The organism is Lysinibacillus sp. BNK-21, from assembly GCF_048684915.1.
Lineage (GTDB): Bacteria > Bacillota > Bacilli > Bacillales_A > Planococcaceae > Lysinibacillus > Lysinibacillus capsici.
The window spans coordinates 138,277-163,185 of the sequence record NZ_JBLQTS010000001.1 but is presented as its reverse complement, the minus strand read 5'-3'; the positions used below and the strand labels follow the sequence as shown (position 1 = coordinate 163,185).

Here is a 24,909-nt window from a genome sequence, read left to right as displayed (position 1 = left end):
TTTTTGATTCATTTTCTCGAGTTAATCGAATGTAACCTTTAGCAAATCAGTTAAATCATCAATTACTATATCTGCTTTTTCTAACTCCTTGTCTTGTGCAAAGTCAAAGCGAACACCTATTGATAGTAATTGATTGTCCTGTGCAGCTTGGATATCCGAAGAACGATCTCCTACCACTGCTCCATAATCAATTGTATTTTCATCTACAACTCTTTTGACCAGATCCGATTTATGCCCACTTGCAATTGCTTGAATGCTATAGATTCCCTTTATAAAACGCTCCAACTGATAGGTTTCGACGATTGCTTGTAAATAGTCAATCTGTCCATTACTCGCTATGTATAACGGATAATTCTCTGACAATGTTGCAAGGGTTTGTTCAGCGTTTGGATACAAAGCACCTTTATGTCCACGTATTTGCTCAATCAGCTTTACATGGAATAATACATTGCTCTCTTCTCGTATCTCTAAAGCATGCATAGGACATAATGTTTCCCACACAACAGGTAAAGGAACCCCCATTATTTCTCTATATTTTTCTATAGGTGTTTCTCCCTGCCACAAGCCGTTTGTCCGCAGCACATCAAATGTTGCGTCGAGCGCAGGCTCTAAAATAAGATTGGTTTGAAATAATGTTCCGTCCATATCAAAAATAAACGCTTTATTCATAAAATCTCTCCTTAATTAGTTATCAAAAAACACCATATGCTGCTTTTCTTGCTTATAATAATCCAAACGATCTTGCAAAGTTCCTGTATGAAATTCAAATTTATGACCATCAGGATCTGTAAAGTAAATCGATTTTTTATCCTTTTCATCTCTTTGCCGACCTGCTAAAATATTGACCTTTAGCTGAACCAATCTGTCATACACCTTATCAAAGTCATCCTCAGCGATTGTGAAGGCAATGTGTGTATAGGAATGATGGATGTCATTACGGGGTATATCCTTTTCTACATTCAGAGCTAGCCACAGCCCATTTACATCAAAATAGGCTGTGCTGTTCCCCTTTACTAGCAACTTGGCATCAAATACTCTTTCATAAAAAGTGATGGATTCCTCTAAATTAGAAACTGAAAACAATAAATGATTGATGTTTTTAATTGTCATGGCTGTGCTCCTATTGATTATTTCTTCCCCTTTTTCATTCCCTTGGCTATTTGCTTCCACTTGCGTTGCTCCTCAAGTTTTGCTTGCGTATTTGTTTTGCGCTCCATATAAGCCAATTCTCTTTGCAGCTTAAAATAGCCTTGTAGACGATATTGGTCCAAGTCCCCATCTACAATAGCTTGCTGGACAGCACAATAAGGCTCTTTTTGATGTGTACAATCACGATAACGACAAGCTGTTGCTAGTTCCTCAATATCTTGAAAGCTAGAAGCTAAACTATCCCCTTGATCCCACAGTTGAAGCTCACGCATTCCTGGCGTATCAATTAGACAGCCACCAGCAGGCAATACTACTAGCTCTCGATGGGTTGTTGTATGTCGTCCCTTGGCATCATCCTCACGTATACCCGCTACCTTCATTAGTATCTCACCACATAAAGCATTTGTTAATGTGGATTTCCCTGCTCCAGAAGACCCCAATAGTGCCCCCGTGACCCCCTCTGTGAATAACGTCTGAATTTCCTTTAGACCTTCTCCCGATAGAGCACTCGTTACAAAGATATCCACACCAAAGGCTACAGACTCCACTTCTTGTACTAAGCTCGAAACATCCTCGCATAAATCAGCTTTTGTCAGGACAATAATGGGCTTTGCCCCTGAATCCCAAGCAGCCACTAAATATCTCTCCAAACGTCGAATATTAAAATCTGCGTTCAAGCTCATAACAAGTAACACAATATCGACATTTGATGCGACAATCTGTTCTTGAATTTCCGTTCCTGCAACTTTACGTGAAAATACGGATTTTCGTTGGAATAGCTGATGAATAATTGCTCGTTCCTCTCCGGGCATTTTCTCCACTAGCACCCAATCACCAACTGCTGGATAGTCCTCCCTCGCTAAAGATGTATACGCATAATGACCAGCAATTGTCGCAAGCCATTCTCCCTCTTCAGCTAACACCCGATAAGAATGCTTATGCTCTAAAGTAACCCTTGCAGGCACACAATTTTTTAATTTAGCCTGTTTTTTCATTTCTATCATTTGCTCTTCAAAATATGTTGTAAAACCTAATGTTGTTAAATTCAATTTATTTTCCTCCTAAACGTATGATGCCTCAGCGAAAATAGTTGTCATCCGCAAGAGGCCCTATCGCAATTCACCTTTTGGAACTACAATAAAAAACCTTGTAGCTGCAATTCGGCAGTTACAAGGTTTCACAGGCACGTTTAAAAGATACACAAATACCCCGAGTTATGGCACGGCGTCACTTTGTATATTTTAGGCGTGTGAAATTGAACAAACCGAATTGCAGTTCGCTAATTACAGATCTATTCATCATGTCACATCACCTACTTTCCATTTAGTTGTTATCAATATAGCTAAATTTTCAGAAATTGTCAATTACAATATTATAAGCATTTATTCCAATCATCCACGCATACAATGAACAAAACCATTAAATGCGAGGAGATGTTGGATTGCCTAAAATCATTTCAATTAGCACATATCAACCACCTTACACATTACAGCAAGATAACGCAGAGGAACTAACGAAAGAGCTTTTTTATGCAAAAATTCCAAAACTAGAGCGCTACTTAAAGGTTTTTGAAAATGGTGGCATCGACACACGCCATTTTTGTGTGCCAGCTGAATGGCATCGTACGAATCACTCCTTTGAAGAACGTAATAATTTATATATTGAGTTAGCTACACACTACAGTGTAAGTGTCATTCAAGCATGTTTAGCTAATACAGCTTTTTTATCCTCACCTATTCCTACTGAGGACATCGATGCCATCATTTTTGTTAGCAGTACAGGAATTTCAACACCTAGCATTGACGCACGTGTTATGAACAAGCTTCCCTTTTCAGATCGACTTAAACGCATTCCTCTATGGGGTCTTGGTTGTGCAGGAGGAGCCGCTGGTATAAGCAGAGCCTATGATTTTTGTAAAGCCCATCCACATGCAAAGGTACTTGTCGTTTGTGTCGAGTTATGTAGCCTCACTTTTCAGCCAAATGATTTTTCTAAAAGTAATTTAATTGGTGCTTCTCTTTTTGCCGATGGTGCAGCATGCATACTTGTTGGTGGGGATGAAGCAGCTATCGCAACAAAAAGGCCAACCCCTAATATTCTAGCTACAGGTTCTAAATGGATGCCAGATTCGGAAAATGTAATGGGTTGGGATGTGAAGAACAACGGGCTTCATGTCATTTTCCAAAAAAGTATTCCTTCTATTATTACCAATTGGCTCGGACCTTTCATTGAGCAATTTTTAATGGAACAAAGACTGTACAGCGAACAATTGACTCATTTTATTGCGCATCCGGGAGGAAAAAAGGTATTAAAAGCTTACGAAGATACACTTTATCTATCTCCCAAAAAAACCGACATTTCTCGGGAAATATTGAGACGACATGGTAATATGTCATCACCGACAGTGCTATACGTATTAGAGCAGTTTATGTTAAATGAAGGACAAGTGGAGGATACAGGCTTGCTCGTAGCTCTTGGCCCTGGTTTTTGTGCAGAAGCTGTATTATTAAACTGGAGGGAGTAACATGATCTTCTATTTTATTTTTATCCTTGTCGTTCTACAAAGATTGACAGAAGTTGTCATTGCCAAGCGCAATGAGAAATGGATGCTTTCACAAGGAGCCTATGAAGTAGGTGCTTCACACTACCCCTATATGGTAGCCATGCATATTAGCTTTTTTCTGTTTTTAATAGTGGAAATCGTCACAAACAACAATGGTATCTCGCCCTTATTTCCGTTATTTTTTATATTATTTTTAGCAGTGCAGGCTTTGCGGATCTGGTGTATTCGCTCTTTGGGCACTTTTTGGAATACAAAAATCCTCATTTTACCTGACGCACAAGTTGTTCGTAAAGGGCCATATGAATATATGCGCCACCCCAATTATGCGGTAGTTTGTTTAGAAATCCTTTTGCTACCACTCATGTTTCAGGCTTACTTTACAGCATTTTGTTTTACATTACTCAATATTACAATGCTTTCTGTCCGAATACCTATAGAAGAAAAAGCATTACGAGATGCTACTAATTATAATCGTGTATTTCAAAAGAAGATTTCGGAGTCTTAGCCGAAATCTTCTTTTCTTCTTTATTGCCATTCCCAGTTAAAGGGATCTTGTAGACTTTCCCAAGGGTTCTGAAACTCTTCATTTGTTAACAGACAGTTGTCCAACTGTTTAGTGATGTCTTCTCGATCTAGATCAATGCCAATAATCACAAGTTGTGTCATTCGATCTCCGAACTCTTCATCCCAATCTTCCAATACTTCAGGGCTTTGCTGGAATACATCCTGCTGCTGGGCTTGAGAAAGTGCCGCTACCCAATAAGAGACTGGTTCAATTTTTGCAGATGACCCCGCTTGCGATAATAATAGCGCAACTTCCTGATGTCTTGCACTCCAAATAATACCCTTCGCTCGTACTATTGAATCTGGCATGTGATCACACCACTCAACAAAGCGCATCGGATGAAACGGTCTTTTGCGTTTATAGGTAAAAGAAGAGATCCCGTACTCCTCAGTCTCTGGTGTATGGTTTTCATGACCAAGCTCCAACTCCTTTAACCAACCAGCCGATTCAGAGACACGTTCAAAGTCAAAGCGCCCCGTATTTAAAATTTCAACTGGATCAATAACACCATTTGTTGTACGTATAAGTTTTGCCTCAGGCTGTAATGCACGTAAAATACGTTCTAATCGCTCAAGCTCCTCTGCGGATACTAAATCGCACTTATTTAAAATAAGGACATCACAAAATTCAATTTGATCAATAAGAAGGTCTGCAACATCACGCTCATCTAATTCACCAACAGCTTCCTTCCGCTCCAATAAGCTTTCCCCAGACTGAAAATCATGCCAAAAACGATGGGCATCTACGACAGTAACCATTGTATCTAATCGACAAAACTTCGTTAAATCAATGCCAAGCTCCTCGTCTAAATAACTAAATGTTTGTGCAACTGGAATCGGCTCACTAATCCCTGTCGATTCAATCAAAATGTAATCAATATTGCCTAGCTTCGAAAGACGTTCCACCTCCTGCAATAGATCCTCTCGTAATGTACAGCAAATACAACCATTCGATAGCTCCACAAATTTCTCTTCTGTACGTGATATACCGCTACCATTTGCGATAAGCTCCGCATCAATATTAATTTCACTCATATCATTCACAATAACAGCGACACGTAAATCTTTTTTGTTTTGCAATACATGATTCATCATTGTTGTCTTACCAGAACCTAAATATCCACTCAATACTGTAACAGGAATTTTCTTTGTCATTCTTACAACTCCTTAAATCGTAATCATTACTGTTTACAATTTGTAATTAAATCATATTACTTTGGAAAATGCAAAGCTTTTTATTACTAGTGAAATTAAACTTGACAATCTCCAGTGAGAAATATATTGTTTAAATCGTAATAATTACTATTTAAAAGGAGGTCCTTCAATGCGTGTACAAGTAACACTAGCCTGTACTGAAACAGGTGATAAAAACTATATTACTACTAAAAATAAACGCAATAATCCCGAAAGATTGGAGCTTAAAAAGTACTCCCCTCGCCTGAAGCGTGTAACCCTGCATAGAGAAACAAAATAATATTGGAATGGGGGGTCATGATGAGATCCTCATGAGCGGGTCTGACCTGTTTTAGAGCGGTGTCTTCTACTTTGTGAGCGGGGTTAACCTGCTTTGGAGCGCCTTCCTCTTCTTTGTGAGCGGTTGAACCTTCTTATAAGCTTTTTATGCAAATCAAAAAATGACTGTTTCAAAGGCATATCTTTGAAACAGTCATGATGAAATTTTATAGCTAAAGCTGCTCACTATTGATTTCTAACGCTAGTTCATTCAATTTCTCATCTAATTCATCGAGCATGCGTAATCTAAAATCTATTTGTTCGTCAATATTAACTCCTTGTTTCATTGATGTGCTACCATCCTTAGATTGTTTCTTTAATGCAACTATTTCATTGGATAATCTCTCAATATCTAGATTTTTCGTCTCTAACTCACTTAGTAAATGTCGATGAAGGCTGTCCGATTCTACTTTCTCTCTATGGTATTTTTCTAGTGTCTCTAAAATATTCTCCATTTGTTTACTTGCTATGGTTGTATAGTCACTTAACTTTTTATCTATGCCTTCCACAATAGACCTTTCATTTGAATCGATCGAAACCTCCTTCGATGCTTGAAATTTGTCCATCAATGACTTTTTTTCAGCCCGCAATTCTGCCAATTCCTTTAATAATGCCTCAATGGATGCAATTTGCTTTTTTCTTTGCGCTTCTCTCTTCTGAATTTCTTCATCGTAAGCTTGCAATTCTTTATCAAAGTCTCTTTTCAACTTTAGGAGTTCCATCGAAAGTTCTTTTTTATGCCTTGTTAATTGAACATTTTCTCGTTCAAGTCGAAGAACCAAAGCATAATAATCACTATCTCTAAGTCTTTTTACTTCATTTTTGTACTTGGCTAACTCGGCCCTTAAAAAAATAATCATTTGTTGGAGCTGTATTGGATCATTGTTTTTCACAATATCATTGTCCATCATCACACCCCCCTAGCCTGAATATCTTTTTAGTAAATCGACCACCTCTTCAAGCTGCTCTCTACTTTCCTCTAGTAAATCATCCAGCTGCTTCATCCATTTTTCTTCTAACTTTGAATTCTCTATTTGTTCAACATGACTCTTTTCGTCTGAAACAAGATAGGCTATTAATAGCTGTAATGTACTTTTTTCAAGAAAGGCAAAGCTATTATCTTGTTCATTACGACGACTTAGCTGTTCCTTTACTAATTGTTGAATTACACTACCAAACTCTTGTTTTTCGTTGTCACCCATTGTCTTCCTCCTGTGTTTGGCCCATTCCATTTAGATTAATTGGATTTAAAACAACAACACCTTCTGTGAGCTGATCGCAATATGTAAAACCCATAATCGTGCCTGAATATGATAAATTATGGGACCATTTTATTTGAAAATTGGTAAATGAAATGGTTTCATTCGGTTCGATTGTTGATTTACCAACTGGTCTCAGCCAATACTCCTCTTTGCTTGATTTGTCATTAAAACGCTCCCACTGACTCTGCCCCTGAGTTTTAAAATTCGGAGTGAAATTTTCATGAACATATCTCCCTGAAAAGTAAAACGGTGACTCCTTGGGTATTGTTATACACAAAGATGGGTTCGTGACGGCTGCACTACCAATATTACGAATATGATAGGAGCCTAAACATAAACTCTCTTGCTCAGGATCATAAGAAATATTAAGTGCAGTTGTAAAATAACTAATGAGGTTAATCCTATTCGGAATTGCTAATTCCTCAACCAATCTTTTAATATCATGAACATAGGCATTTGTTTGTTCTTTTAGTGCCTGTATCTTGTCTTCAATACGATCTGCCACTTTAAACCTCCTTGTTATTTCCATTAAAAAAAGAGAGGATTACCCTCTCTTCATAGTATGACTTTCTTCTTTTTGTTATCACAATTAACCAACAGTTGGGAAAATAACTGGGCATTGTTGTGGACGAACCGCAGTTGGACATGAGAATGGTAAGTCTGCTCTTGGTTCGCAGAAAGTTGCTAAAAATTCCACAGTAACTGGGAATGTAGATTGAATACTTTGACAAACAGCAACAGTAATTGTCAACGCAGAGAACGTGATTGTACCTGCTGCAGCACCTGTTCCAACACTAAGTGTTCCAGTTGTACAAACGAAGCAATCTAAATCTGTGTATAAAATTTCAACGTCTGTTCCCTTAGGTGCACATAATGTCACTTGCTCACAGCGAGAAACTGGAATATTATTGCTTGTGAAAACAGTACCATTAGGTAAAGTAACGACAATTGTTAGAATGAAGTTCTTTTGAACATTTAGATGTTGCAGACAAACAGTTGATCCATCAATAGAGAATTGGCGATTCTCACGGTTCAGAATCACAATTGGATTTGTAGTTGCTGGAATTACTCGACAAGTAACAATAGCACCTGTTAAGTCAGTAGTTGCTGTAACACCTGGGAATGTAATTGGTCCAGTAGGTGAAATATCAAACGACATTTCTTTTACAATCCAGTCGTATACCTTATCAACATTTATACAGATTAGTTCCTGCGCCTGGGATGGCATATGCTCTTGCATCCTTTTGACACCTCCATAAAATTTTTATCTTTCGTTTGTAGCATATGTTTTTCAGCTATAAGTGCATGGGCTAACAAATAGTTACATTGGATATTTATTAAAATCAATCAAGATTTGTTTTCATACACTTCCCTCATTAACGATACGAATCAAAATGTTGAAAGAACCGTTATATTTGTAACAGAAAGTCAATATTTTTAATAAACTAATAATGGACTGAAAGGGGTGAACTACAATGGAAGAGTCAAAATTGTATACCACTCAAGAAATTGAAAATTTAAAGGAAAAAATTGAATCTTATAGAGAATCGTTAACCTCGTTAAAAATGGGGAAGTCAATTGAAGATTTCCTTTATATGAAGCAGGAGTTTGATGGACTAAAAACACAGATGGCCCATTTAGAAGGGATTACAGAGACATTGGATACTAAACAAAATTCATATATAAAAGGATACGACGATCAAATTAGGGTTCTTTCAACACAGCTTGAGTCTTTGAATCAAGCCATTGAAGGAATGAACCAAGAGATTTTATCAATTTTAAATAAACTGTTGCCAGTTAAAGGAAATGATACAAAAACCATAATGCCCTCCATTGACATGCCTGCTCAAACCTATTCTAATCTTTTACCTAGACAACCTAGAATGACACAGACAGCAGATCAAACTACAATTACATCAGCACAACCTTCTTATAGACTACTACAAAGTGTGGCAGGTAAAGCCAAAAACCACCAACCAAATGTAAATATCGGGGGTCCCTCTCCTCAGAATGGTCTACCGGAAACTAAACCTGAAGAACGGCATTTTAATCAGCAATATTTCCAATCAATCAATACGCACCCCAGCCAAATATACAATGGTTTATACAGAAACACGACAGTTGAATCCACCTTCCATTTTAAAAATGCCATGGATGCAAAGGAAGTTCCAGTAAGTGTATATGATCCATCTGCCGTACAGCCTGCTTCAAGAGAAGTAAACATCGAGAATGATACTTTACAATCTTCTATAGTTAATGAATCAGATAGCACTAAAACTGAAACATTAAATAATCCTATGGAGGCTGTGAAAATTGAGAATGAACATAACAATCTTGAGAATCCCATTGTAACGAATGAATCGATAGAACAAGTTATCTTGGAGCAAATTAGCGACCCTGTTAGTCAAGACATTGAAGCAATAGCTAGTGAGCCTCTCAACCAAATCATTGCAGAAACAGTAGCAGAACCTGCAGCTATAGATCATTCTCCTTCATTGGAAACAGAAGAATATGTTGAAGTGTATCATGCTGATGCAACCTATGAGGTTCATCTGTCCTTTGAAGAAGAGATCATGCAACTTGAATCTGTAAACAAGCCGATTGAGGAAGAACATAAAAAGGGAAAAAACTCATTTTTCGATTTCTTTAAAAGATGGAGTTAACATTATCTTAAACATCCACTATGTCAAAACATACATAGTGGATGTCTTTATGTGTCAAATAAAAGCAGTCATAAAGAAATCATTGAATTTATAGGTGAAATAGATAATTGCCCTTAACCCCTAATCTGAAATGAATAGAATAATGAAGAAAGGGGGTGTAAAAATGTGTTTGAATAACTCAATGTGTGGCTGTTCAGGTAACGGTCATGGTAACGGGGAGTGTACTGCACTGGGACCTTTTGTTGCAATTGACGCTGCATGTATTACTCCACCAGTAGCTACTGGTTCTATTATCCCATTCTCATCAGGAATAACTCCTGTTGCTTTAGTGTCTCTTGCTACTGGTTTAGTTGGTACTGTAAGTCTTGTTGGATTTGGTACATCTGTTCCAGGAGTTGCTCTTGCTGGCGTTAATATCGATTTAACATCTAGTCTTGCTACTGAAGCATTTACGGTTCCACGTCCAGGTACAATTACATCTATTTCTGCTACAATCTCAGCAACTGCTGCTTTAACTCTAACTGGAACAGCGACTGTCAGAGCACAGATTTACCGCGCAGTTCAAGGAAGCAATGTATTCAGCCCTACTGCAGCATTTGTTGATTTATTACCAGCTTTACCACTAATAGCATTAGCAGTAGGTACGATTGCAAGTGGTAATGCAAACGTTTCAGTACCTGTAAGTACTGGTGATCGTTTACTAATGGTATTCTCTATGACTACTACAGGAGTTGCTGCTACACTTGCTGGTAACGCAAGTGCTGGTATTACTATCGTATAAAATAAACTTAAATAAAAAATGAAAACAAGTGATTTCCTTATTAGCAGAAATCACTTGTTTTTTCATAAAACATCCATATTTATTTAACCAAAGCATTCTGAATATGTGCCAAATGATGCTTACCATGCCATGCATAAAGGCCAATTGCATGCTCAAGAGTCGTCAGGCCTGAATCAGGATGATTAAAGGCTCTTTGTAATTGTTCATCCGATAAGCTTGACAGTAAATAAACCCAACGTTCATGTAAGCTTTCAATTAATTTAAAAGAAATTGCTACTGGCATTTCAGAATCTGGTAGCTGTGCCCATTCTGCCTCATTGTATGGCTTAATGGTTGGTACATCCTCTGTTAACGCTAGCTTAAAACGAATATAGCTATTCATATGACTATCAGCAATATGATGGACTAGCTGTGTCACTGTCCAGCCATTTTCACGATAAGATTTTACTAAGTCTTGCTCGCTTGCACCACTTAATGCCTCTGCAAGTTGTTTTGGTAATAAACGGATTTCATCAATCCACTCTAGTACTTGCTGTGAATTCACTTCTTTTGGGAATTGAAAATGTCCAATGGGATATCGTAAATCTGTCATATTACTCTCCTCCGTTTTATTTTTTATATTACCAATTTAATATTTTTCTTGCTACAACCATGCACTGTAATTATCTATGTTCAATAGCTTTTCGCATTTAAATTTCTGAATGGCGTCTTCAGCATCTTGTGCATTTCAGAAATATGAAAGCAATACACAATGCAAGCTTACATGCGCACACCATACACCTCCTTTCCCAATACATATACAAACATCAAAAACCCTTATTTTATAAGTATAAATACTTACAAAATAAGGGTTTACTATTATTCCTGGATATCGTATATCAACGTATCAAAGTATTTTTCATTTGTATACAGTAGAATAGCCCATTCACCAGGCTTAGGAACTTTCACATGAGAAGGTGTATGAGCATCTGCTCCATTAACAGGTCCTCCGAGTCCTATGCTCCAACCATTCGCTAAAATCGGTTGTATGACTTTAGAGTCTCTATGGTATCCAATAACTGTTAATTCTGTATCTCGTACTTCATCTATTCCCCATAGATGCCACATCCATTTTTGTGTGCTTAGACTAGGCATATTCGCACCAATGACACCCGACTTATCAGCATTACCAATAATGCCTCTATCACCAAATTCCACTGCCTTTTGATTCCAATCAACTGATTCAATATCACTTTCTTTCACAAAATCAGGTAGATCCTCTTGCATTGTAACATTTACTTTGTCTGTACAACCCACTAAAAATAATAGCAATATACATCCAAATACAACTCGTTTCATAACATCCCCCTTTCTTATGAAACGTTTGTTTTAACCAGATTGTTACAGATAATTCTGTAAATTATGAAACTATCATTTTATCGTACTCTTTACAATATCAACTAATGACTTTAATGGATGGAGAATTGTAATCGCCGTGTGATCTTCAAATCGTTGTGCTGCATCCACCATCGATAGCTGGGCAACTGATATGGATTTTTCTTCAGCTGACAAATTATGTAAAGCTCTTAAAATAGCATCATCATAGGCTTTCTTTTTCCCCTGCATAATGAGATTAAATGTATGCTCAATAATTTTTCCCTCTACATCTACTGATACTCCTTGATGCTTAGCATATTGGTGAAGTCTTGCCATCGTTCCTTCGACAGTTGCAGGATTTGTAAAAAGAATAAATTGAGGCTGTTGCTTACATATACTTTCAAAATAGGGCTCATCTATCTTTATGATAGGGATCGAGGGATCGAACAAAGTTTCATCCTCTAATAAAGCAATATAATTTGTACACGTTATTAAAATGGCATCCACATCACAGCTAATCATCCATTCAATTTGCTCCTTAACTTTACGTGCTAAACCATCACTACCTTTAGACACGTGCTGTATCACGCCAGGGTCTACAAAATGGAGTATCTCTATGTCTTCAGCGCTTTGAAAAGCCTGCTCAATGTATTGTATATTGGAATAATGAGCATGCAAGCAGGCGACCTTTTTTCTCAATTAAACTCCTCCTCATTGGAAAGTCTCTTTTCCATTGTTGCTATTACTAGAGAGTTACCATTACGATTCTTCACCATTTCCTCTTTCGTTACAACATAACCTAAAGAACGATATAACTCAATATTACGTGGAACACTCATACGTACTTTGCACTGACTAATTGTAATCCCCTTCGATAGTGTATATTGTTCAAGCCAAGAAATTAGTGTTTTAGCTAAACCTTGTCCCTGTCTTTCTGGGATAACTGAAAGTCTAAAAAAATAAATTCCCTTTGTACTGAGGGTAAACCTTACCATGGCAACTGGCTGTTTTTCGATATAGCCAATAAACGCTTGTTCACTTTGCTGCATTGCCTGCTCAATAAAATCCACCGTTTCACTTAGTGCACTGGATGGTGGAGTGGCTTTTTCATATTCTTGAAACGCCTGTAGCATCACCTGATGTATAACTGGGGCATCCTTGCTCTGTGCTAAAACAATTTCCATCCTAAACCACCTCTTATCGTTTTTTATTCATAATAGTGCATATTAAAACAAAAAGAAACCGTATTATTTCGAATACGGCCTACTACTTAGTATGTTTGTCTTTCACTTTTGCTTCCTTTTCAATATGCTTTCTCGCTATTTTCAAACGTTGGATATCCTTTTTCTTAAGAGGAATAATCTCTTCCTTCATCATCTTAATATAAGAAATCATTAATAAAAGTAACACCACTGTAAAAGGTAATGCAGCGATTAACGAGGCCGTTTGTAATGCTTCAAGACCTCCTGTATACAATAAAACGCCTGAAATAGCTGCCATTAAAACACCCCATACTAGCTTTGATAAAATTGTGGGATTTAAAGAACCTCTGGACGTCATGCTCGCCATAATAAATGTAGCTGAATCAGCAGAAGTGATTAAGAAAGTAAAAATTAACATTATGCCTATAACTGGTGCTAACAGTGATAATGGCAAATGCTCAAGCATTTGAAAAAGTGCAATTGTAACATCATTACTAACTGCTTCAGCTATATGTGCATTTTCATGTAAATCAAACCACATGGCAGTACCACCAAAGACCGCAATCCAAAAACAGGCAATAAGGGGCGGGATAATTAAAACACCTATAATAAATTCTCGAATCGTTCTACCTCTAGATACACGAGCTATAAATGATCCTACAAACGGAGACCAAGCAATAGCCCAAGCCCAATAAAAAATAGTCCAATCTTTTACCCAAGTTCCCCCCACATATGGCTGCATTCGAAGGCTATACTGAATAAAATTTGAAATATAATCCCCTATCGCTAATGTAAAAGTTTCTAGAATGAAAACTGTAGGGCCTGTTATAAATACAAAAAGCAACAGAATAATAGCAAGGCCCATATTAACATTACTTAAAATACGAATCCCTTTTTGAAGACCTGTCGTAGAAGAAAACATATAGCCTACAAACATAATGGCAATAATAGATATTTGTATAAAAAATGTATTTGGCAAGCCAAAGACAAACTTCAATCCCCCATTTGTTTGTAGAACTCCGAGGCCAATAGACGTGGCTACACCCATAACTGTAGCAATAACTGCCAGAATATCAATCGTACTTTTGACTATACGATTTGAACCAGTGACTGGCTCTAAAGCTGTAGAGATTAATAAATTTCGTTTTTTATTAAATTGTACATAGGCCATGACCAGTCCCATAATAGCATATACTGACCATTGGCTTATACCCCAATGAAAGAATGAATATCCCATGGCAAGTCTTGCAGCATCTGTTGTTAAAGGTTCCGTAGAGCTAAAAGGTGGTGAAAAGTAATGACTCATTGGCTCAGCTACTCCCCAAAAGACCAAGCCTACGCCAAGTCCTGCGGAAAAAAGCATGGAAATCCATGTTAGAAAGCTAAATTCAGGTCGACTATCTTCTGTCCCTAAGCGAATGGTACCATATTTGCTAATTGCCAAGCCAAATAAAAAAATAACGATAATAAAGACTGACATTAAATAAAACCAGCCAAAATAATCCGTTGTCATATGAAATACGCTGTTTGCTACGTTCTTAAATTTTTCTGGTATCGTTGCTCCGATAATGACCAAAAGAAAAATTGCTCCACTTGAAATAAGAAATACTGGGTTTCTTAAAATTTTATTTTGCATACAGCGCCTCCATTTATCCCAGACAGATGACCAAATTTCCTTTATTATGCGTATCATTCGTTAATTTTATTAATAAATAAAAAAGAAACCGCATTATCAAAAGACAATGCGGTCTACTATTAATGTGATTTATGCATAAAACGTATGGCTCTACTCATAACAGTTGGTACGATCGAAGCATGATTTTCGTTTAAAGCCTCATAAAATTCAACATTCATTATTTTTTCTAATACTGTCGCCATTTGGCGCGCATCATCCACCATAAAGGTTTCAAGTTCACCAGCGCTCAAAAACAAAGTTTCGTTCATGTCTTGATGCTCGTTCAGAAATACTGAAGCACACTGCACTAATTCATGCTCATTCCACCAAATGGATGGGCTAATAGCTAGATAGCGCTGGAAGCTGGATTGGTGGTGAAATAGTTGCCACAGTGCAAAGTAACCTCCTAGGGAATGACCAAATAAAGCTTGCTGTGCTTGATTTACTGGATATTGTGCCTCAATCGTCGGCTTTAGCTCTTCTTCTATAAAGCGACTAAAATCCACTGCTCCTCCAAGCTTCTCATGACCTTTTCCTTTAAATCTTGCTGGATAAATATAAGACTCCGCAGGTGCTGTAAAATCATAAAATCTTCTTTCACGCATATCGTCGCCATGACCAATTCCAATAACAATAGCTGGAAGGATACCTGTTTTTGGTGCATTACGACTTTGTAGACGCACCGCTTCCTTTACAAGGTTAAAATAGGATGAGCCATCAAGTACATACAAAACTGGAAAGCCATCTTGTGGCGCTTCCTCCTCTGGCACATAGATATTAATCGTGTACAAATAATTTGTCAATTTTGAAGTCATATGTTGTGTAATGTAGTCTACTTTAGTTGTATTCATTAGATATCCTCCTTCAAAATTTCATAGCCATAACATACAGGTGTATTGGTTACAGGATCTTCCATAATGCGTGCATCAATATTAAATACTTTACGCATTACCTCAGCACTTAAAATTTCCTGTGGCGTGCCAGTTTGCATAATAGTACCCTTACGCATTGCAATAAGATGATCTGAATATCTGGCCGCGTGGTTAATATCATGTAGAACCATCACTACTGTACAGCTGTGGTGCTCATTTAAACTTTTAACAATGTCCAATACCTCTAGCTGATGCGCCATATCTAAATAAGTAGTAGGTTCATCCAATAGCAAGATATTTGTTTCTTGTGCTAAGGCCATAGCTAGCCAAACACGCTGACGCTGACCTCCTGAAAGCTGGGCAAGCTCCCTATTTCGATATTCCATCGTATTAGTAACCGTTAAAGCCCATTCAATCATTTCCTCATCCTTATTCGTTAAACGATTGACATTGTTGCGATGTGGATAGCGACCATACGCAATTAACTCCTCCACTTTCAATTGACCAGGAGCTATAGGTGTTTGAGATAATATTGCTAGTTTCTTGGCAATATCTTTGGTCGATAAATTTTGCATATTTTGCTCCTGCAAATATACCGTACCTTGTTGTTTTTTTAAAATACGTCCTATCGTTTTAAGGAGTGTAGATTTACCACAACCATTTGGACCGATGATTGTAGTCACTTTGCCCTCTTCTATCGTTAAATTTAACCCTTCAAAGACACGTACCTGCTCATAACCAGAGGCCAGGTTTTCCATTCTAAATGCAGTTTGCACGCCATTTCCTCCTATGCCTTAGATTTCACCAGTAAATACAAGAAATACGGAATCCCAATAATTGAAACGACAATACCTACAGCCAGTTCCGATGGTGCAAAAACGGTTTTACCAATAAAATCAGCGAGGATTAACAGACCTGCACCAATTAAAGCACTCACTGGCATAACATAACGGTGCTGAATACCAACAAGCTGCTTGGCAATGTGTGGGGCCATTAAACCTATGAAGCCAATACTCCCTGATACAGACACACAAGCACTGACAAGACCTACACTGGCTAGTAACAGCTTCATTTTCTCCTTTTCAACAGCTATTCCTAAACTTGTGATGCTATCCTCTTCAAGCTGAAAATAATCGAGTAAATATGATTTTCTATGCACATATATTCCTAAAATCAAAAGCCAAGGTAGCATCGTAAGCGCAAAGATCCAATTCGCATTATAAATTGAACCTGCCATCCAAAGAGCCGCTGATTCAAAATCTTGTGCACTCATTTTTAAGGATAGGAACAAGGACAAAGCTCCAAATCCACTATTGATAGCTATTCCAGTTAAGATTAATCGCTGCATATCCAGATGACCATTTTTTAAAGCAAATGAAAAAATCAGGATAGCTGCAATTGTTCCACCGATAAAACCGAATAGTGGCATCATTAAAATTGACATCCAGCTGTTCATATCTGCACTCACTAGCTTTACTTGAAAGAAGTACATGAATAGTACGACTGCTGCACCAGCTCCAGCATTAATCCCTAATATTCCTGGATCTGCTAGTCCATTGCGTGTAATCCCCTGTAATACAACACCTGCCATACCTAAGCCAATACCGACAAGTCCAGCAATGACAATCCGAGGTAAACGGAACTCAAATATAACAAGATCAAACTTTGAATTTGACTCGATCCGTAGCAATGTTTTGATGACATCCATTACAGACATATCAAAAACACCATTTGTAATATGTAAATAGCTCGCAACTAAAATCATTAAAACAAGCATCAGCATGGTTAAAAAGAATACACTTGAGGTTTTTTTATGCACGTTTTTCACCTCCGTGCTTACGAACTAAATATAAGAAGAATGGTACACCGACCAATGCGGTTAAGACACCAATTGGCGTTTCAAATGGATAATTGACAACGCGGCTCAGGACATCACAAAGCGCTAAGAAAAAGGCTCCAATGACAGCTGCACAAGGAATAATATAGCGATAATCAACACCAACAAGGAAGCGTGTAATATGTGGTATGACTAGCCCTACAAAGGCGATTTTCCCTACAAGTGCAACCGCTGTCCCTGTCAAACATACGACAGCTAGCATGCTAATAATACGTACTGCTTTTGTTTTCTGTCCTAGCCCCATGGCAATATCTTCACCTAATGAAGTAATGGTAATCGCTTTTGCCGATAATAAAGCCAAGATCAACCCCGTTAAACCAAATGGAATAGAAAGAATCAGCATATCCATATTTACCATATGTACCTTTGTGTTATACCAAGCACTTACTGTTTGTGATACTTGGAAATACATCGCAATGGCAGTAGCAATACTACTTAAAAATGTGCCAATGACCGTTCCAATTATGGCTAGCCTTACTGGAGATAAGCCATTGCGGATTAACGAGCCAAAACCAAAGACAATACCAGCTCCCAATGCAGAACCAAGCATCGATAATAAAATCATTTGATAGTTTGGTAGCCCTGGAAAAAAAACAATGGCTAATGTAATGACAAATGCAGAGCCATCATTGACACCCATTAATGAAGGCGAGGCTAAATAGTTTCGTGTAATCCCCTGCATGACTGCACCGGCAACTGCTAAAAATGCTCCAACTAGTAATACCGCGGCAACTCTTGGAATACGGCCTGTTCTTATAATTTGATGATCGACATCCGATGGATCAAATGCTGTCATCGACTGCCATACTGTAATGGCACTAATATCTTTTGTCCCATACATAACAGAAATAAGTGCCACAAGGGCAATAAGGAAAGGAGATATCGCTAATATTGAAAACGACACTATGTTTGTTTTTTTCAACTTTCACACCTTTTTCTTTATCCATTTTGCGGTACACAATATCAATCACTTAAGTGTATACCCTTAACAACGCCTGCAATGAAAAATGCCACATCTTACAAAAGGCTGGTAATAGCCCGGTGATATCACCAAATCTACTACCAGCCTGTTTATACTATTTAAATAATTTTTCAGCCGCAGCATCTAAGAATTTCACCTTAGACCAAGCAGTACCACCTTGTGCTAATGGCTCAATTGTGTTGACGAAAACTTGATTATTTTGTGTTGCCTTTAAGCTAGTGAAAATTGGATTCTTTTGTAGCTCCTCTAAAGCTTTTGGCGTATCCTTATTCTCGGAATCCTCGAATTGCAGGAAAATCACATCTGGATTTACTTGTGCTAATGTTTCAAGTGATAGTTCCGCTTGCGCCTTAGCTGTTGTAACAACTTCTGGTACAGGTGCTCCTAAATCTTCATATAGAACAGGGTTTAAATAAACGCCTGCTGGATAGATGTACATCACTCCACCACGAACACGGATGATTAATACTTGCTTATCTGCTAATTGCTCCTTGGATTTTACTTGGGCATCAGCAACTTTGGCTTCATAGTCAGAGATGATTTTCTTTGCATCCTCTTCCTTCCCAGCTAATTGTGCAAGCAATGTTAAATTTTCTTTCCAATTTGTTGAAATATGTGAGTATGGAATCATTGTTTGAATTTTGTTGAGCTTTTCAGCCGTTTCTTCAGGGAATTTCGAAGTACCCACAATTACATCAGGATCCAGATTAAGAATGGCTTCTGCATTTGGCTCCATTTTATTTCCTACAAGTGTAGCTCCTTCAAAATCTGTTGCTAGATAGGCAGGAACTTTTCCACCTACTTCTAGAACACCTACTGGCTTAATACCAAGCATTGCCGCATCTTCCATTGATTCAAGACTGGCAGCGACAATGTTCTTTACTTCGGCTGGTAGCTCATATTGCTCGCCTAAGTACGTGATGGTCTGCGTTGATTTAGCTTGCTCTGTCTGTGATTCTGTTGCACTTGTCTCTGCTGTATTAGCTGTTGATGTTGATTCCTCTGCTTTGTCTGTTCCACATGCAGCCAGTGATAATGCTAATAGTGCTGGTGCACACATTTTAAAATATTTATTCATAGATATTCTCCCCTAACGAGCTCATATTGATAATGATAATCGTTTTCATATATAAGTCAATATATAATTGATACTCATTATCATTTACGGATACTATCCTAACAAAGTGAAAAAAGATTGTGAATGGACGATTTCGAAAATGACATGGATTTTTGCCGATTTAAGCAATAAAAAAACTGCTTCTTTTTTATAAGAAACAGTCAATTATACATATCTGGCTTCCTCTATTTTTAACTTGCGATAGGCTGAGGGAGATAAACCCGTACACTTTTTAAATACTCTGCTAAAATAATAACAATCTACATATCCAACACATTCCGCAATTTCAGCTACAGGTATTCCACCATATTCTAGTAAGTCTTTCGCACGTCGTATACGGTATTCTGTTATATATGTACTTGGATTCATACCTGTATGCTGCTCAAATAAATAAGCAAAACGACGACGCTCAATGCCCAATTCCATCGAGATATTTGATACTGAGATTTGCTGTGCATAATTTTCATGTATATACTGTAATGCCTGTTCCATTAATTCGCTGGCACTATCTAAAACCTGCATTTTTGCCGCTACAAGGATATCTTCCAACAAATTCATAAATAATGTCTTAGACTTGAATACAGCCATATTACCAGGAAAGGAATAGCTTTCTACTAATTGCTGAACATGGCTAATAATTTGTGTGTTAAAGCCTGTATTGATTAGAAAATGTTGCTCGGCTAGTGGATATAGATTTATTTCTTCTGTAGGTAGGCTGTAATGAACAACTGCATACTCCCAACCTTTATGGCCAGTCGCTCTCACTTCTATCGGCATCTGGGGGCCAGCATGGGCAATCATTCCTGGCTCCATCATATAGGGGGTTCCATTAAAGCTAAAGATCGCACTCCCTGCAAGTGGCACTACTAAACCACACTTTTCTGGAGCTGTTGTTCTACCAGCATCTACTTCACCTGGCTCCATTTTTTTAGTAAAAACATCTGTAAATTTTACAGAAGCATGTGCAAAGTAATCAATTAAATACTTGATATCCATATGCTAACTCCTATACATGTATAACATTCTGAATCTGTGAAAAATGATGTAAATCATGATTGATTAATCCTACAAAATAGTCGATTATAGTCATTTCTGACTGCCCAATTTTAAATGACTGTTGCCATTGCTCATCTGTCCATTGCTGAATGTCCTGCAATAATTGACGCCTTGTGGAAATAAAATCATTCAATGTTTCCTCCATTGTTTGTTCACGGCTTTTCTTAGCTGCCATAGTATTCAAATGTGCTACATCTGGCCCTTTCGGCAGACGCTCATCTGTAAAGAGAAAAGGAATTCGGTAATTTTGCACAAACTTGTCCCATGGAGGAAGATGCCCAATTACCTCTGCAACCGACCATTTCCCAGGTTCAATGGGCATACGCCATTGTGCCTCAGATAACCCTCGTAAATTATCTATCCAATCTAAAGATTTTATATAGTGTTTAATGACATAGGTTTTATCTTGTTGCAATTGTTCCCCCTCTTTCTTTTTTTATTGAAGATGAATTTTCAATTCTGGCCAACATAAATGCCATTGTTTTTGCTGAATTCTTTGACGATAAATCGCATAGGCATACTTATTTTCTAGGTAAAACGATGTTGGCTCTACTATGCCTGCTCCTAAAAGATGAATACCGTACGGTGCTGCAATCTCTAGTACCCCATCTGATAATTTTACTCCAATTGCCGTTGGGATTTCTGGGAAATGAGAGATTCCATCAACAGCAGACTGATATGGTTTACTACCATTTAGGACATGCATTCGTGCTTGATTTTTCACGGACCAAGGCTCGTTTGGAGATAACTTTCTCAGTTCTCGCTCATACTGCTTCTCTACTTCTTCTGCTAAATTTTCTTTATCAAAATATATCACATCAATATCAGCAATTGGTGTTCTTTCTTTTTTATTATGAAGGTAATCCCATACCTTTGAGCGAATAATTCCTGCGCATATCCACCAATCTGGTAGTTGCAAGTTTTCTACTGTGGATAAAATGCTCATCACCCAGTCATCAGATGCAATTAAGTTCTTCAGCTCTTCCTCCGATTGAAGCAACCTCATTCTGTCAGCCTCCATTAATATAAATTAAATTTATAAATCACTAAAAATTATATATTAGATTTATACATTAACACCATTTACCCTAAAGCTAATAAAAGAAAGGGAGAAGCTTATGAATAAAATGATCATGCTGTTATTATTTGTACTACTTAGCTTAGTTGGACTTTTCTATACAAACATTTCTTTAACACTCATATGTATCGGAATGGTAGCTGCTTTTATTGGTACACTTGCGGGAGGTGGTGGACTAATTACACTTCCTGCCATGATGCTTGTCGGTATCCCTATTCAAACAAGTATTGCCACAAACAAATTTTCGACAGGCATTTCGTCTTTATCCAGTATTTTTTATCTACTCTATCAGAAGGAGCTACATCTCACATCTATCATCAAATATATAGCTCTTGCTATTGTTGGGGGGATTTGCGGCTCACTTTTAGCGGTTTCGCTGTCTGAGCAAACTATGAACTATATGGCCTGTGTACTACTTCTTTTGGCTTTAGTCGTAACTTTAAAAAATAAGGCATGGACGGAAGTTCCTGATTCGCTAGAACATCAAGCACCTCATTTTTGGCAACCATTTTTCATCGCTATGTATGATGGTGGTTTCGGCCCTGGCTCTTCGACATTTAGCATCTTACACTATCTACGTACTCATCATACTTACATAAAGGCTATACAGCTCACTCGAGTACTCCTCTTCGGGAGCTGTACAGGAGCATTTATTGTGTTTTATCACACTGGCTTTATTCAATGGCACTATGCAATTGCTATGGCAGTTGGCTCCATTATAGGCTCCCAATTAGGTCTTATAGTGCTCCCATACATTCCATTAAAAATAGCCAAAACACTACTAACATTGATTATTATATTGTTGCTTGTTCAAGTTACATTGAAAATAATTTAATGACCACTACTCAAATGCTCATGAATTACCTTCCATTGATCGTTAACTAATGTAAAAATATTAGTTGCTCTACCGCTACCTGATACAAATTTTTCGTTATGATAGCCTTCATAGTGATATGTATAAAGACAGGTAGCCGTCGTTTCATCAACGGTTAACCATTTTACATCAGTAGCTGAATAAACCTCTTCTTTAATGACATTCCATGCATGCTTGAAATAAGCCTCAATCTCCTCTGTTGTTGTGCATGTTTTATCAGAGAACCAATAAATTGCTTGTGGATGCAAAATAGCCTTTACTTGATTAAAATCATGGGTATTTGTTGCTTGGATATAATGTTCCAATGCTTGTTGATGTGTCATCTTCACCCCTCCTTTTTTCACAATATTATCCGATAATTAACTTTTTATAAATCACTAGTTCTCTATCCTTTTCTGCTTTGACAGTAAATAGATGGCAGCTATAATTAAGAAAAAACCACAGACCTGAAGATTAGTTATTTTTTCATCCAATAGAATAGAAGATAAAATCATACTACTAATTGGCAATAAGCTAGTAAGTACACCTGCCCAAGATGCTGAAATTACTGCAAGACCCTGTTGCATCAAAAGAAACGCTATGACGGTTACAACAATGCCGAAATACAATACTAATCCCCACTCTGCAGCTGATATTTCTTTAAATTCAAAATATCTGCTTTCAGCTACAGCAAATGGGAAAAATAATATGACGCCAAATAAGCTAACCATAGTTGAGACTGTAAGAGCACTCATACGATAAGAAATTAACTTACCAATGATGATAAATAAAGATTCACAGAATACTGCACCTAAAATGAATAGATTGCCTAATAATGAAGTTGAATAATGGTTAGTAGTAGAATGGTTAGCAATGTTCATAAGGATAGCTCCCACTACGGCAAGAAGTATGCTAATACCCATATTCCTCGTTAATTTCTCCTTCAAAATAAAATAGGATAGGAATGCCGTGCAGACTGGCAGAGTACCAGTAATAATACCAGCTTCCATAGCAGTCGTTTTTGAAAGACCATGGAGCATTAATAGATTAAATAAAAACACTCCTAATAACGCTTGTAAAAAAATCGCTACTAACTCTTTTCTGTTTAATGTTGAAAATCCCTCTATCTTTATCCACAAAGGAATCAAAATAATTGCAGCCACAAGAAATCTTAGTTCATTAGCTAAGAAAATTGGAAAACTTTGAACAACCAATTTGCCCGCAACAACTGAACTACCAACGATACTCATCGCCACAATAACTTTCCCACTACTCCAGATCCACCTATTCATTTTTCTATACTACTCGTTCCATGGATTCATTAATAATATCGGTTACTGCTAAATATAGGTTTTCAGGGTTTTCAGCAATTCGGTGGCAAAGATATAAGTACCACTCATTTCCATACGTTAAATATACTCTACAACGATAATCTTTCCTTCTTAATTCATTGAGTAATGTAGGGCGTACACCATAAAGCATCTCAACTTCAACATTTGAGTTATCAAGATATTGACGTCGCTCTATCTCTTGAATAAGCATTTCATCATGTGTAGCGATTGATAACAGATGATTCGCATTTACTAACTGATCAACATAATCAAGATAATGCTTGTTCAGTTCTTCTGATCTGATCATGGCTATATCGACAGACTCTTGAAAAGCCCCTTTAACAAGTCTTATTTTCCCTGGATATTGCATAAGTTCTTGTAAATCTAACTTTGTACGATAAAGATGCACTTGCAATGTAATTCCAACATTTGTATACTCCGTTGCTATTTTTTTGTAAAGAGTGATAATATCATTAGTCTTAGAGGATTCTTCCATACTTATCATCAAAGTTATTCCATACTGCTGAGCTTTTTGTGTAAGCTCTTCAAGATGCTTATAAGCTATCTCAGCATTAATAGAAAGACCTATATGAGATAAATCGAAAGATACTGTTTGCTTCAAAGATAAAATCCCCATTTCCTCAATTACTTGTAAAAGCTCATCCTTTGCTCTTTGACAATCCCTTAAATTGGTTGTATTTTCCCCAATATATTCAATGGAGATATTATAATTGTCATTAAGATAATTACGTGCAGCAGCGATGGCATCCTCTCTTTTTTCTCCTGTTACATACCTTTTTGCTGCTTTCCATAATAATGGGTAGAGCTCTGTTGATTGCTGCACCGCATATTTCAAGCGCTCGTCTCGTGCCGCGGCTTTTAAGGCCTGAATCACTAATTCTTCTGTTTTCTTCATATTTATTCCCCCTCTTCGGTATTGGTAAGTACTTTATCATGATAAAATTGGTAACTGTAGAACCACTTTAAAGTGATTTT

30 protein-coding genes are annotated in these 24,909 nt (G+C 37.4%); 6 read left to right on the top strand and 24 right to left on the bottom strand.

Annotation, left to right across the window (positions count from 1 at the left end; all coding sequences use genetic code 11):
• Positions 1 to 21: 21 nt before the first annotated feature.
• Genes ACMGGO_RS00860 through rsgA form a run of 3 tightly spaced genes read right to left on the bottom strand, consistent with a single transcriptional unit; the run spans position 22 to position 2,198 of the window.
• Positions 22 to 669 (bottom strand): HAD hydrolase-like protein, encoded by a 648-nt coding sequence (locus tag ACMGGO_RS00860; RefSeq protein WP_279493330.1) that lies wholly within the window; start codon positions 667 to 669, stop codon positions 22 to 24.
• Between the two features lie 15 nt (positions 670 to 684).
• Positions 685 to 1,110 carry a FosM family fosfomycin resistance protein gene (gene fosM, locus ACMGGO_RS00855; protein ID WP_279493331.1) on the bottom strand — a complete coding sequence of 142 codons (426 nt, stop codon included), beginning with the start codon at positions 1,108 to 1,110 and terminating at the stop codon, positions 685 to 687.
• Positions 1,111 to 1,127: 17 nt separating this feature from the next.
• Positions 1,128 to 2,198, bottom strand: a complete 1,071-nt coding sequence (rsgA, locus tag ACMGGO_RS00850) for a ribosome small subunit-dependent GTPase A (protein ID WP_319839709.1) — start codon at positions 2,196 to 2,198, stop codon at positions 1,128 to 1,130.
• Positions 2,199 to 2,590: 392 nt separating this feature from the next.
• Here rsgA and ACMGGO_RS00845 point away from each other — a divergent pair, with 392 nt between their 5' ends.
• Together ACMGGO_RS00845 and ACMGGO_RS00840 are read left to right on the top strand one after the other, a co-directional pair.
• The gene (locus tag ACMGGO_RS00845) at positions 2,591 to 3,673 is read left to right on the top strand and encodes a type III polyketide synthase (RefSeq protein WP_279493335.1); all 1,083 of its coding nucleotides are present in this window, start codon (positions 2,591 to 2,593) and stop codon (positions 3,671 to 3,673) included.
• A gap of 1 nt (position 3,674) precedes the next feature.
• The gene (locus ACMGGO_RS00840) at positions 3,675 to 4,217 is read left to right on the top strand and encodes an isoprenylcysteine carboxyl methyltransferase family protein (protein ID WP_036079526.1); all 543 of its coding nucleotides are present in this window, start codon (positions 3,675 to 3,677) and stop codon (positions 4,215 to 4,217) included.
• A 20-nt stretch (positions 4,218 to 4,237) separates the two neighbouring features.
• Here the strand turns inward: ACMGGO_RS00840 and ACMGGO_RS00835 are convergent, their stop codons facing one another.
• A complete protein-coding gene (locus ACMGGO_RS00835) occupies positions 4,238 to 5,431 on the bottom strand; it encodes a GTP-binding protein (protein WP_066037980.1) in 1,194 nt (397 codons plus the stop codon).
• A gap of 169 nt (positions 5,432 to 5,600) precedes the next feature.
• Between ACMGGO_RS00835 and rpmG the strand changes: the two genes are divergently transcribed.
• A complete protein-coding gene (gene rpmG, locus ACMGGO_RS00830) occupies positions 5,601 to 5,750 on the top strand; it encodes a 50S ribosomal protein L33 (RefSeq protein ID WP_004231780.1) in 150 nt (49 codons plus the stop codon).
• 211 nt (positions 5,751 to 5,961) lie between these two features.
• Here the strand turns inward: rpmG and ACMGGO_RS00825 are convergent, their stop codons facing one another.
• The 4 genes from ACMGGO_RS00825 to ACMGGO_RS00810 all read right to left on the bottom strand — a co-directional run bounded on the left by ACMGGO_RS00825 (position 5,962) and on the right by ACMGGO_RS00810 (position 8,290).
• Positions 5,962 to 6,696 carry a hypothetical protein gene (locus tag ACMGGO_RS00825; RefSeq protein WP_420281511.1) on the bottom strand — a complete coding sequence of 245 codons (735 nt, stop codon included), beginning with the start codon at positions 6,694 to 6,696 and terminating at the stop codon, positions 5,962 to 5,964.
• Between the two features lie 12 nt (positions 6,697 to 6,708).
• The gene (locus ACMGGO_RS00820) at positions 6,709 to 6,990 is read right to left on the bottom strand and encodes a hypothetical protein (RefSeq protein ID WP_048394106.1); all 282 of its coding nucleotides are present in this window, start codon (positions 6,988 to 6,990) and stop codon (positions 6,709 to 6,711) included.
• Entirely contained in the window at positions 6,983 to 7,555 is a 573-nt protein-coding gene (locus tag ACMGGO_RS00815; RefSeq protein WP_048394104.1) for a hypothetical protein, read from the bottom strand. Before ACMGGO_RS00815 ends, ACMGGO_RS00820 begins: the two co-directional genes overlap by 8 nt.
• Positions 7,556 to 7,639: 84 nt before the next feature.
• Positions 7,640 to 8,290: a hypothetical protein gene (locus ACMGGO_RS00810; RefSeq protein WP_004231775.1), complete on the bottom strand. Its 651-nt coding sequence runs from the start codon at positions 8,288 to 8,290 to the stop codon at positions 7,640 to 7,642.
• A gap of 235 nt (positions 8,291 to 8,525) precedes the next feature.
• Between ACMGGO_RS00810 and ACMGGO_RS00805 the strand changes: the two genes are divergently transcribed.
• Entirely contained in the window at positions 8,526 to 9,713 is a 1,188-nt protein-coding gene (locus ACMGGO_RS00805) for a hypothetical protein (RefSeq protein ID WP_420281510.1), read from the top strand.
• Between the two features lie 163 nt (positions 9,714 to 9,876).
• Positions 9,877 to 10,494 (top strand): exosporium glycoprotein BclB-related protein, encoded by a 618-nt coding sequence (locus tag ACMGGO_RS00800; protein ID WP_054549653.1) that lies wholly within the window; start codon positions 9,877 to 9,879, stop codon positions 10,492 to 10,494.
• 79 nt (positions 10,495 to 10,573) lie between these two features.
• Here the strand turns inward: ACMGGO_RS00800 and ACMGGO_RS00795 are convergent, their stop codons facing one another.
• The 13 genes from ACMGGO_RS00795 to ACMGGO_RS00735 all read right to left on the bottom strand — a co-directional run bounded on the left by ACMGGO_RS00795 (position 10,574) and on the right by ACMGGO_RS00735 (position 21,657).
• Entirely contained in the window at positions 10,574 to 11,086 is a 513-nt protein-coding gene (locus ACMGGO_RS00795) for a YfiT family bacillithiol transferase (protein WP_420281509.1), read from the bottom strand.
• Positions 11,087 to 11,352: 266 nt separating this feature from the next.
• On the bottom strand, positions 11,353 to 11,832 hold the full coding sequence (locus ACMGGO_RS00790) for a hypothetical protein (protein WP_420281508.1): 480 nt from the start codon (positions 11,830 to 11,832) through the stop codon (positions 11,353 to 11,355).
• A 72-nt stretch (positions 11,833 to 11,904) separates the two neighbouring features.
• Positions 11,905 to 12,549, bottom strand: a complete 645-nt coding sequence (locus ACMGGO_RS00785) for a hypothetical protein (protein WP_420281507.1) — start codon at positions 12,547 to 12,549, stop codon at positions 11,905 to 11,907.
• Positions 12,546 to 13,034: a GNAT family N-acetyltransferase gene (locus ACMGGO_RS00780; RefSeq protein WP_420281506.1), complete on the bottom strand. Its 489-nt coding sequence runs from the start codon at positions 13,032 to 13,034 to the stop codon at positions 12,546 to 12,548. The genes ACMGGO_RS00785 and ACMGGO_RS00780 overlap by 4 nt, the downstream gene beginning before the upstream one ends.
• A gap of 82 nt (positions 13,035 to 13,116) precedes the next feature.
• A complete protein-coding gene (locus ACMGGO_RS00775; protein ID WP_420281505.1) occupies positions 13,117 to 14,688 on the bottom strand; it encodes a BCCT family transporter in 1,572 nt (523 codons plus the stop codon).
• A gap of 119 nt (positions 14,689 to 14,807) precedes the next feature.
• On the bottom strand, positions 14,808 to 15,578 hold the full coding sequence (locus tag ACMGGO_RS00770) for an alpha/beta hydrolase (RefSeq protein ID WP_112116804.1): 771 nt from the start codon (positions 15,576 to 15,578) through the stop codon (positions 14,808 to 14,810).
• The gene (locus tag ACMGGO_RS00765; RefSeq protein ID WP_066038038.1) at positions 15,578 to 16,357 is read right to left on the bottom strand and encodes an ABC transporter ATP-binding protein; all 780 of its coding nucleotides are present in this window, start codon (positions 16,355 to 16,357) and stop codon (positions 15,578 to 15,580) included. Before ACMGGO_RS00765 ends, ACMGGO_RS00770 begins: the two co-directional genes overlap by 1 nt.
• A gap of 29 nt (positions 16,358 to 16,386) precedes the next feature.
• Entirely contained in the window at positions 16,387 to 17,382 is a 996-nt protein-coding gene (locus ACMGGO_RS00760) for a FecCD family ABC transporter permease (protein ID WP_420282312.1), read from the bottom strand.
• Between the two features lie 28 nt (positions 17,383 to 17,410).
• A complete protein-coding gene (locus tag ACMGGO_RS00755; protein WP_009370610.1) occupies positions 17,411 to 18,418 on the bottom strand; it encodes a FecCD family ABC transporter permease in 1,008 nt (335 codons plus the stop codon).
• Between the two features lie 154 nt (positions 18,419 to 18,572).
• Entirely contained in the window at positions 18,573 to 19,556 is a 984-nt protein-coding gene (locus tag ACMGGO_RS00750) for an ABC transporter substrate-binding protein (RefSeq protein WP_048394087.1), read from the bottom strand.
• A gap of 204 nt (positions 19,557 to 19,760) precedes the next feature.
• Complete coding sequence (locus ACMGGO_RS00745) at positions 19,761 to 20,591, bottom strand: helix-turn-helix domain-containing protein (protein ID WP_420281504.1); 831 nt, start codon at positions 20,589 to 20,591, stop codon at positions 19,761 to 19,763.
• Positions 20,592 to 20,601: 10 nt separating this feature from the next.
• Positions 20,602 to 21,066 (bottom strand): DinB family protein, encoded by a 465-nt coding sequence (locus ACMGGO_RS00740; protein WP_103118936.1) that lies wholly within the window; start codon positions 21,064 to 21,066, stop codon positions 20,602 to 20,604.
• A 21-nt stretch (positions 21,067 to 21,087) separates the two neighbouring features.
• Positions 21,088 to 21,657 (bottom strand): nucleotidyltransferase family protein, encoded by a 570-nt coding sequence (locus tag ACMGGO_RS00735; protein ID WP_054549657.1) that lies wholly within the window; start codon positions 21,655 to 21,657, stop codon positions 21,088 to 21,090.
• A gap of 112 nt (positions 21,658 to 21,769) precedes the next feature.
• Here ACMGGO_RS00735 and ACMGGO_RS00730 point away from each other — a divergent pair, with 112 nt between their 5' ends.
• Positions 21,770 to 22,564: a sulfite exporter TauE/SafE family protein gene (locus ACMGGO_RS00730; protein ID WP_259950516.1), complete on the top strand. Its 795-nt coding sequence runs from the start codon at positions 21,770 to 21,772 to the stop codon at positions 22,562 to 22,564.
• Here ACMGGO_RS00730 and ACMGGO_RS00725 read toward each other — a convergent pair.
• The 3 genes from ACMGGO_RS00725 to ACMGGO_RS00715 are packed head-to-tail and all read right to left on the bottom strand — an operon-like array spanning position 22,561 to position 24,829.
• Positions 22,561 to 22,926, bottom strand: a complete 366-nt coding sequence (locus ACMGGO_RS00725) for a YybH family protein (protein ID WP_066037968.1) — start codon at positions 22,924 to 22,926, stop codon at positions 22,561 to 22,563. The two genes, ACMGGO_RS00730 and ACMGGO_RS00725, sit on opposite strands and share 4 nt — an antisense overlap.
• A gap of 54 nt (positions 22,927 to 22,980) precedes the next feature.
• The gene (locus ACMGGO_RS00720) at positions 22,981 to 23,874 is read right to left on the bottom strand and encodes a DMT family transporter (protein WP_259950514.1); all 894 of its coding nucleotides are present in this window, start codon (positions 23,872 to 23,874) and stop codon (positions 22,981 to 22,983) included.
• Between the two features lie 4 nt (positions 23,875 to 23,878).
• On the bottom strand, positions 23,879 to 24,829 hold the full coding sequence (locus ACMGGO_RS00715) for a proline dehydrogenase family protein (protein WP_259950513.1): 951 nt from the start codon (positions 24,827 to 24,829) through the stop codon (positions 23,879 to 23,881).
• Positions 24,830 to 24,909 lie beyond the last annotated feature (80 nt).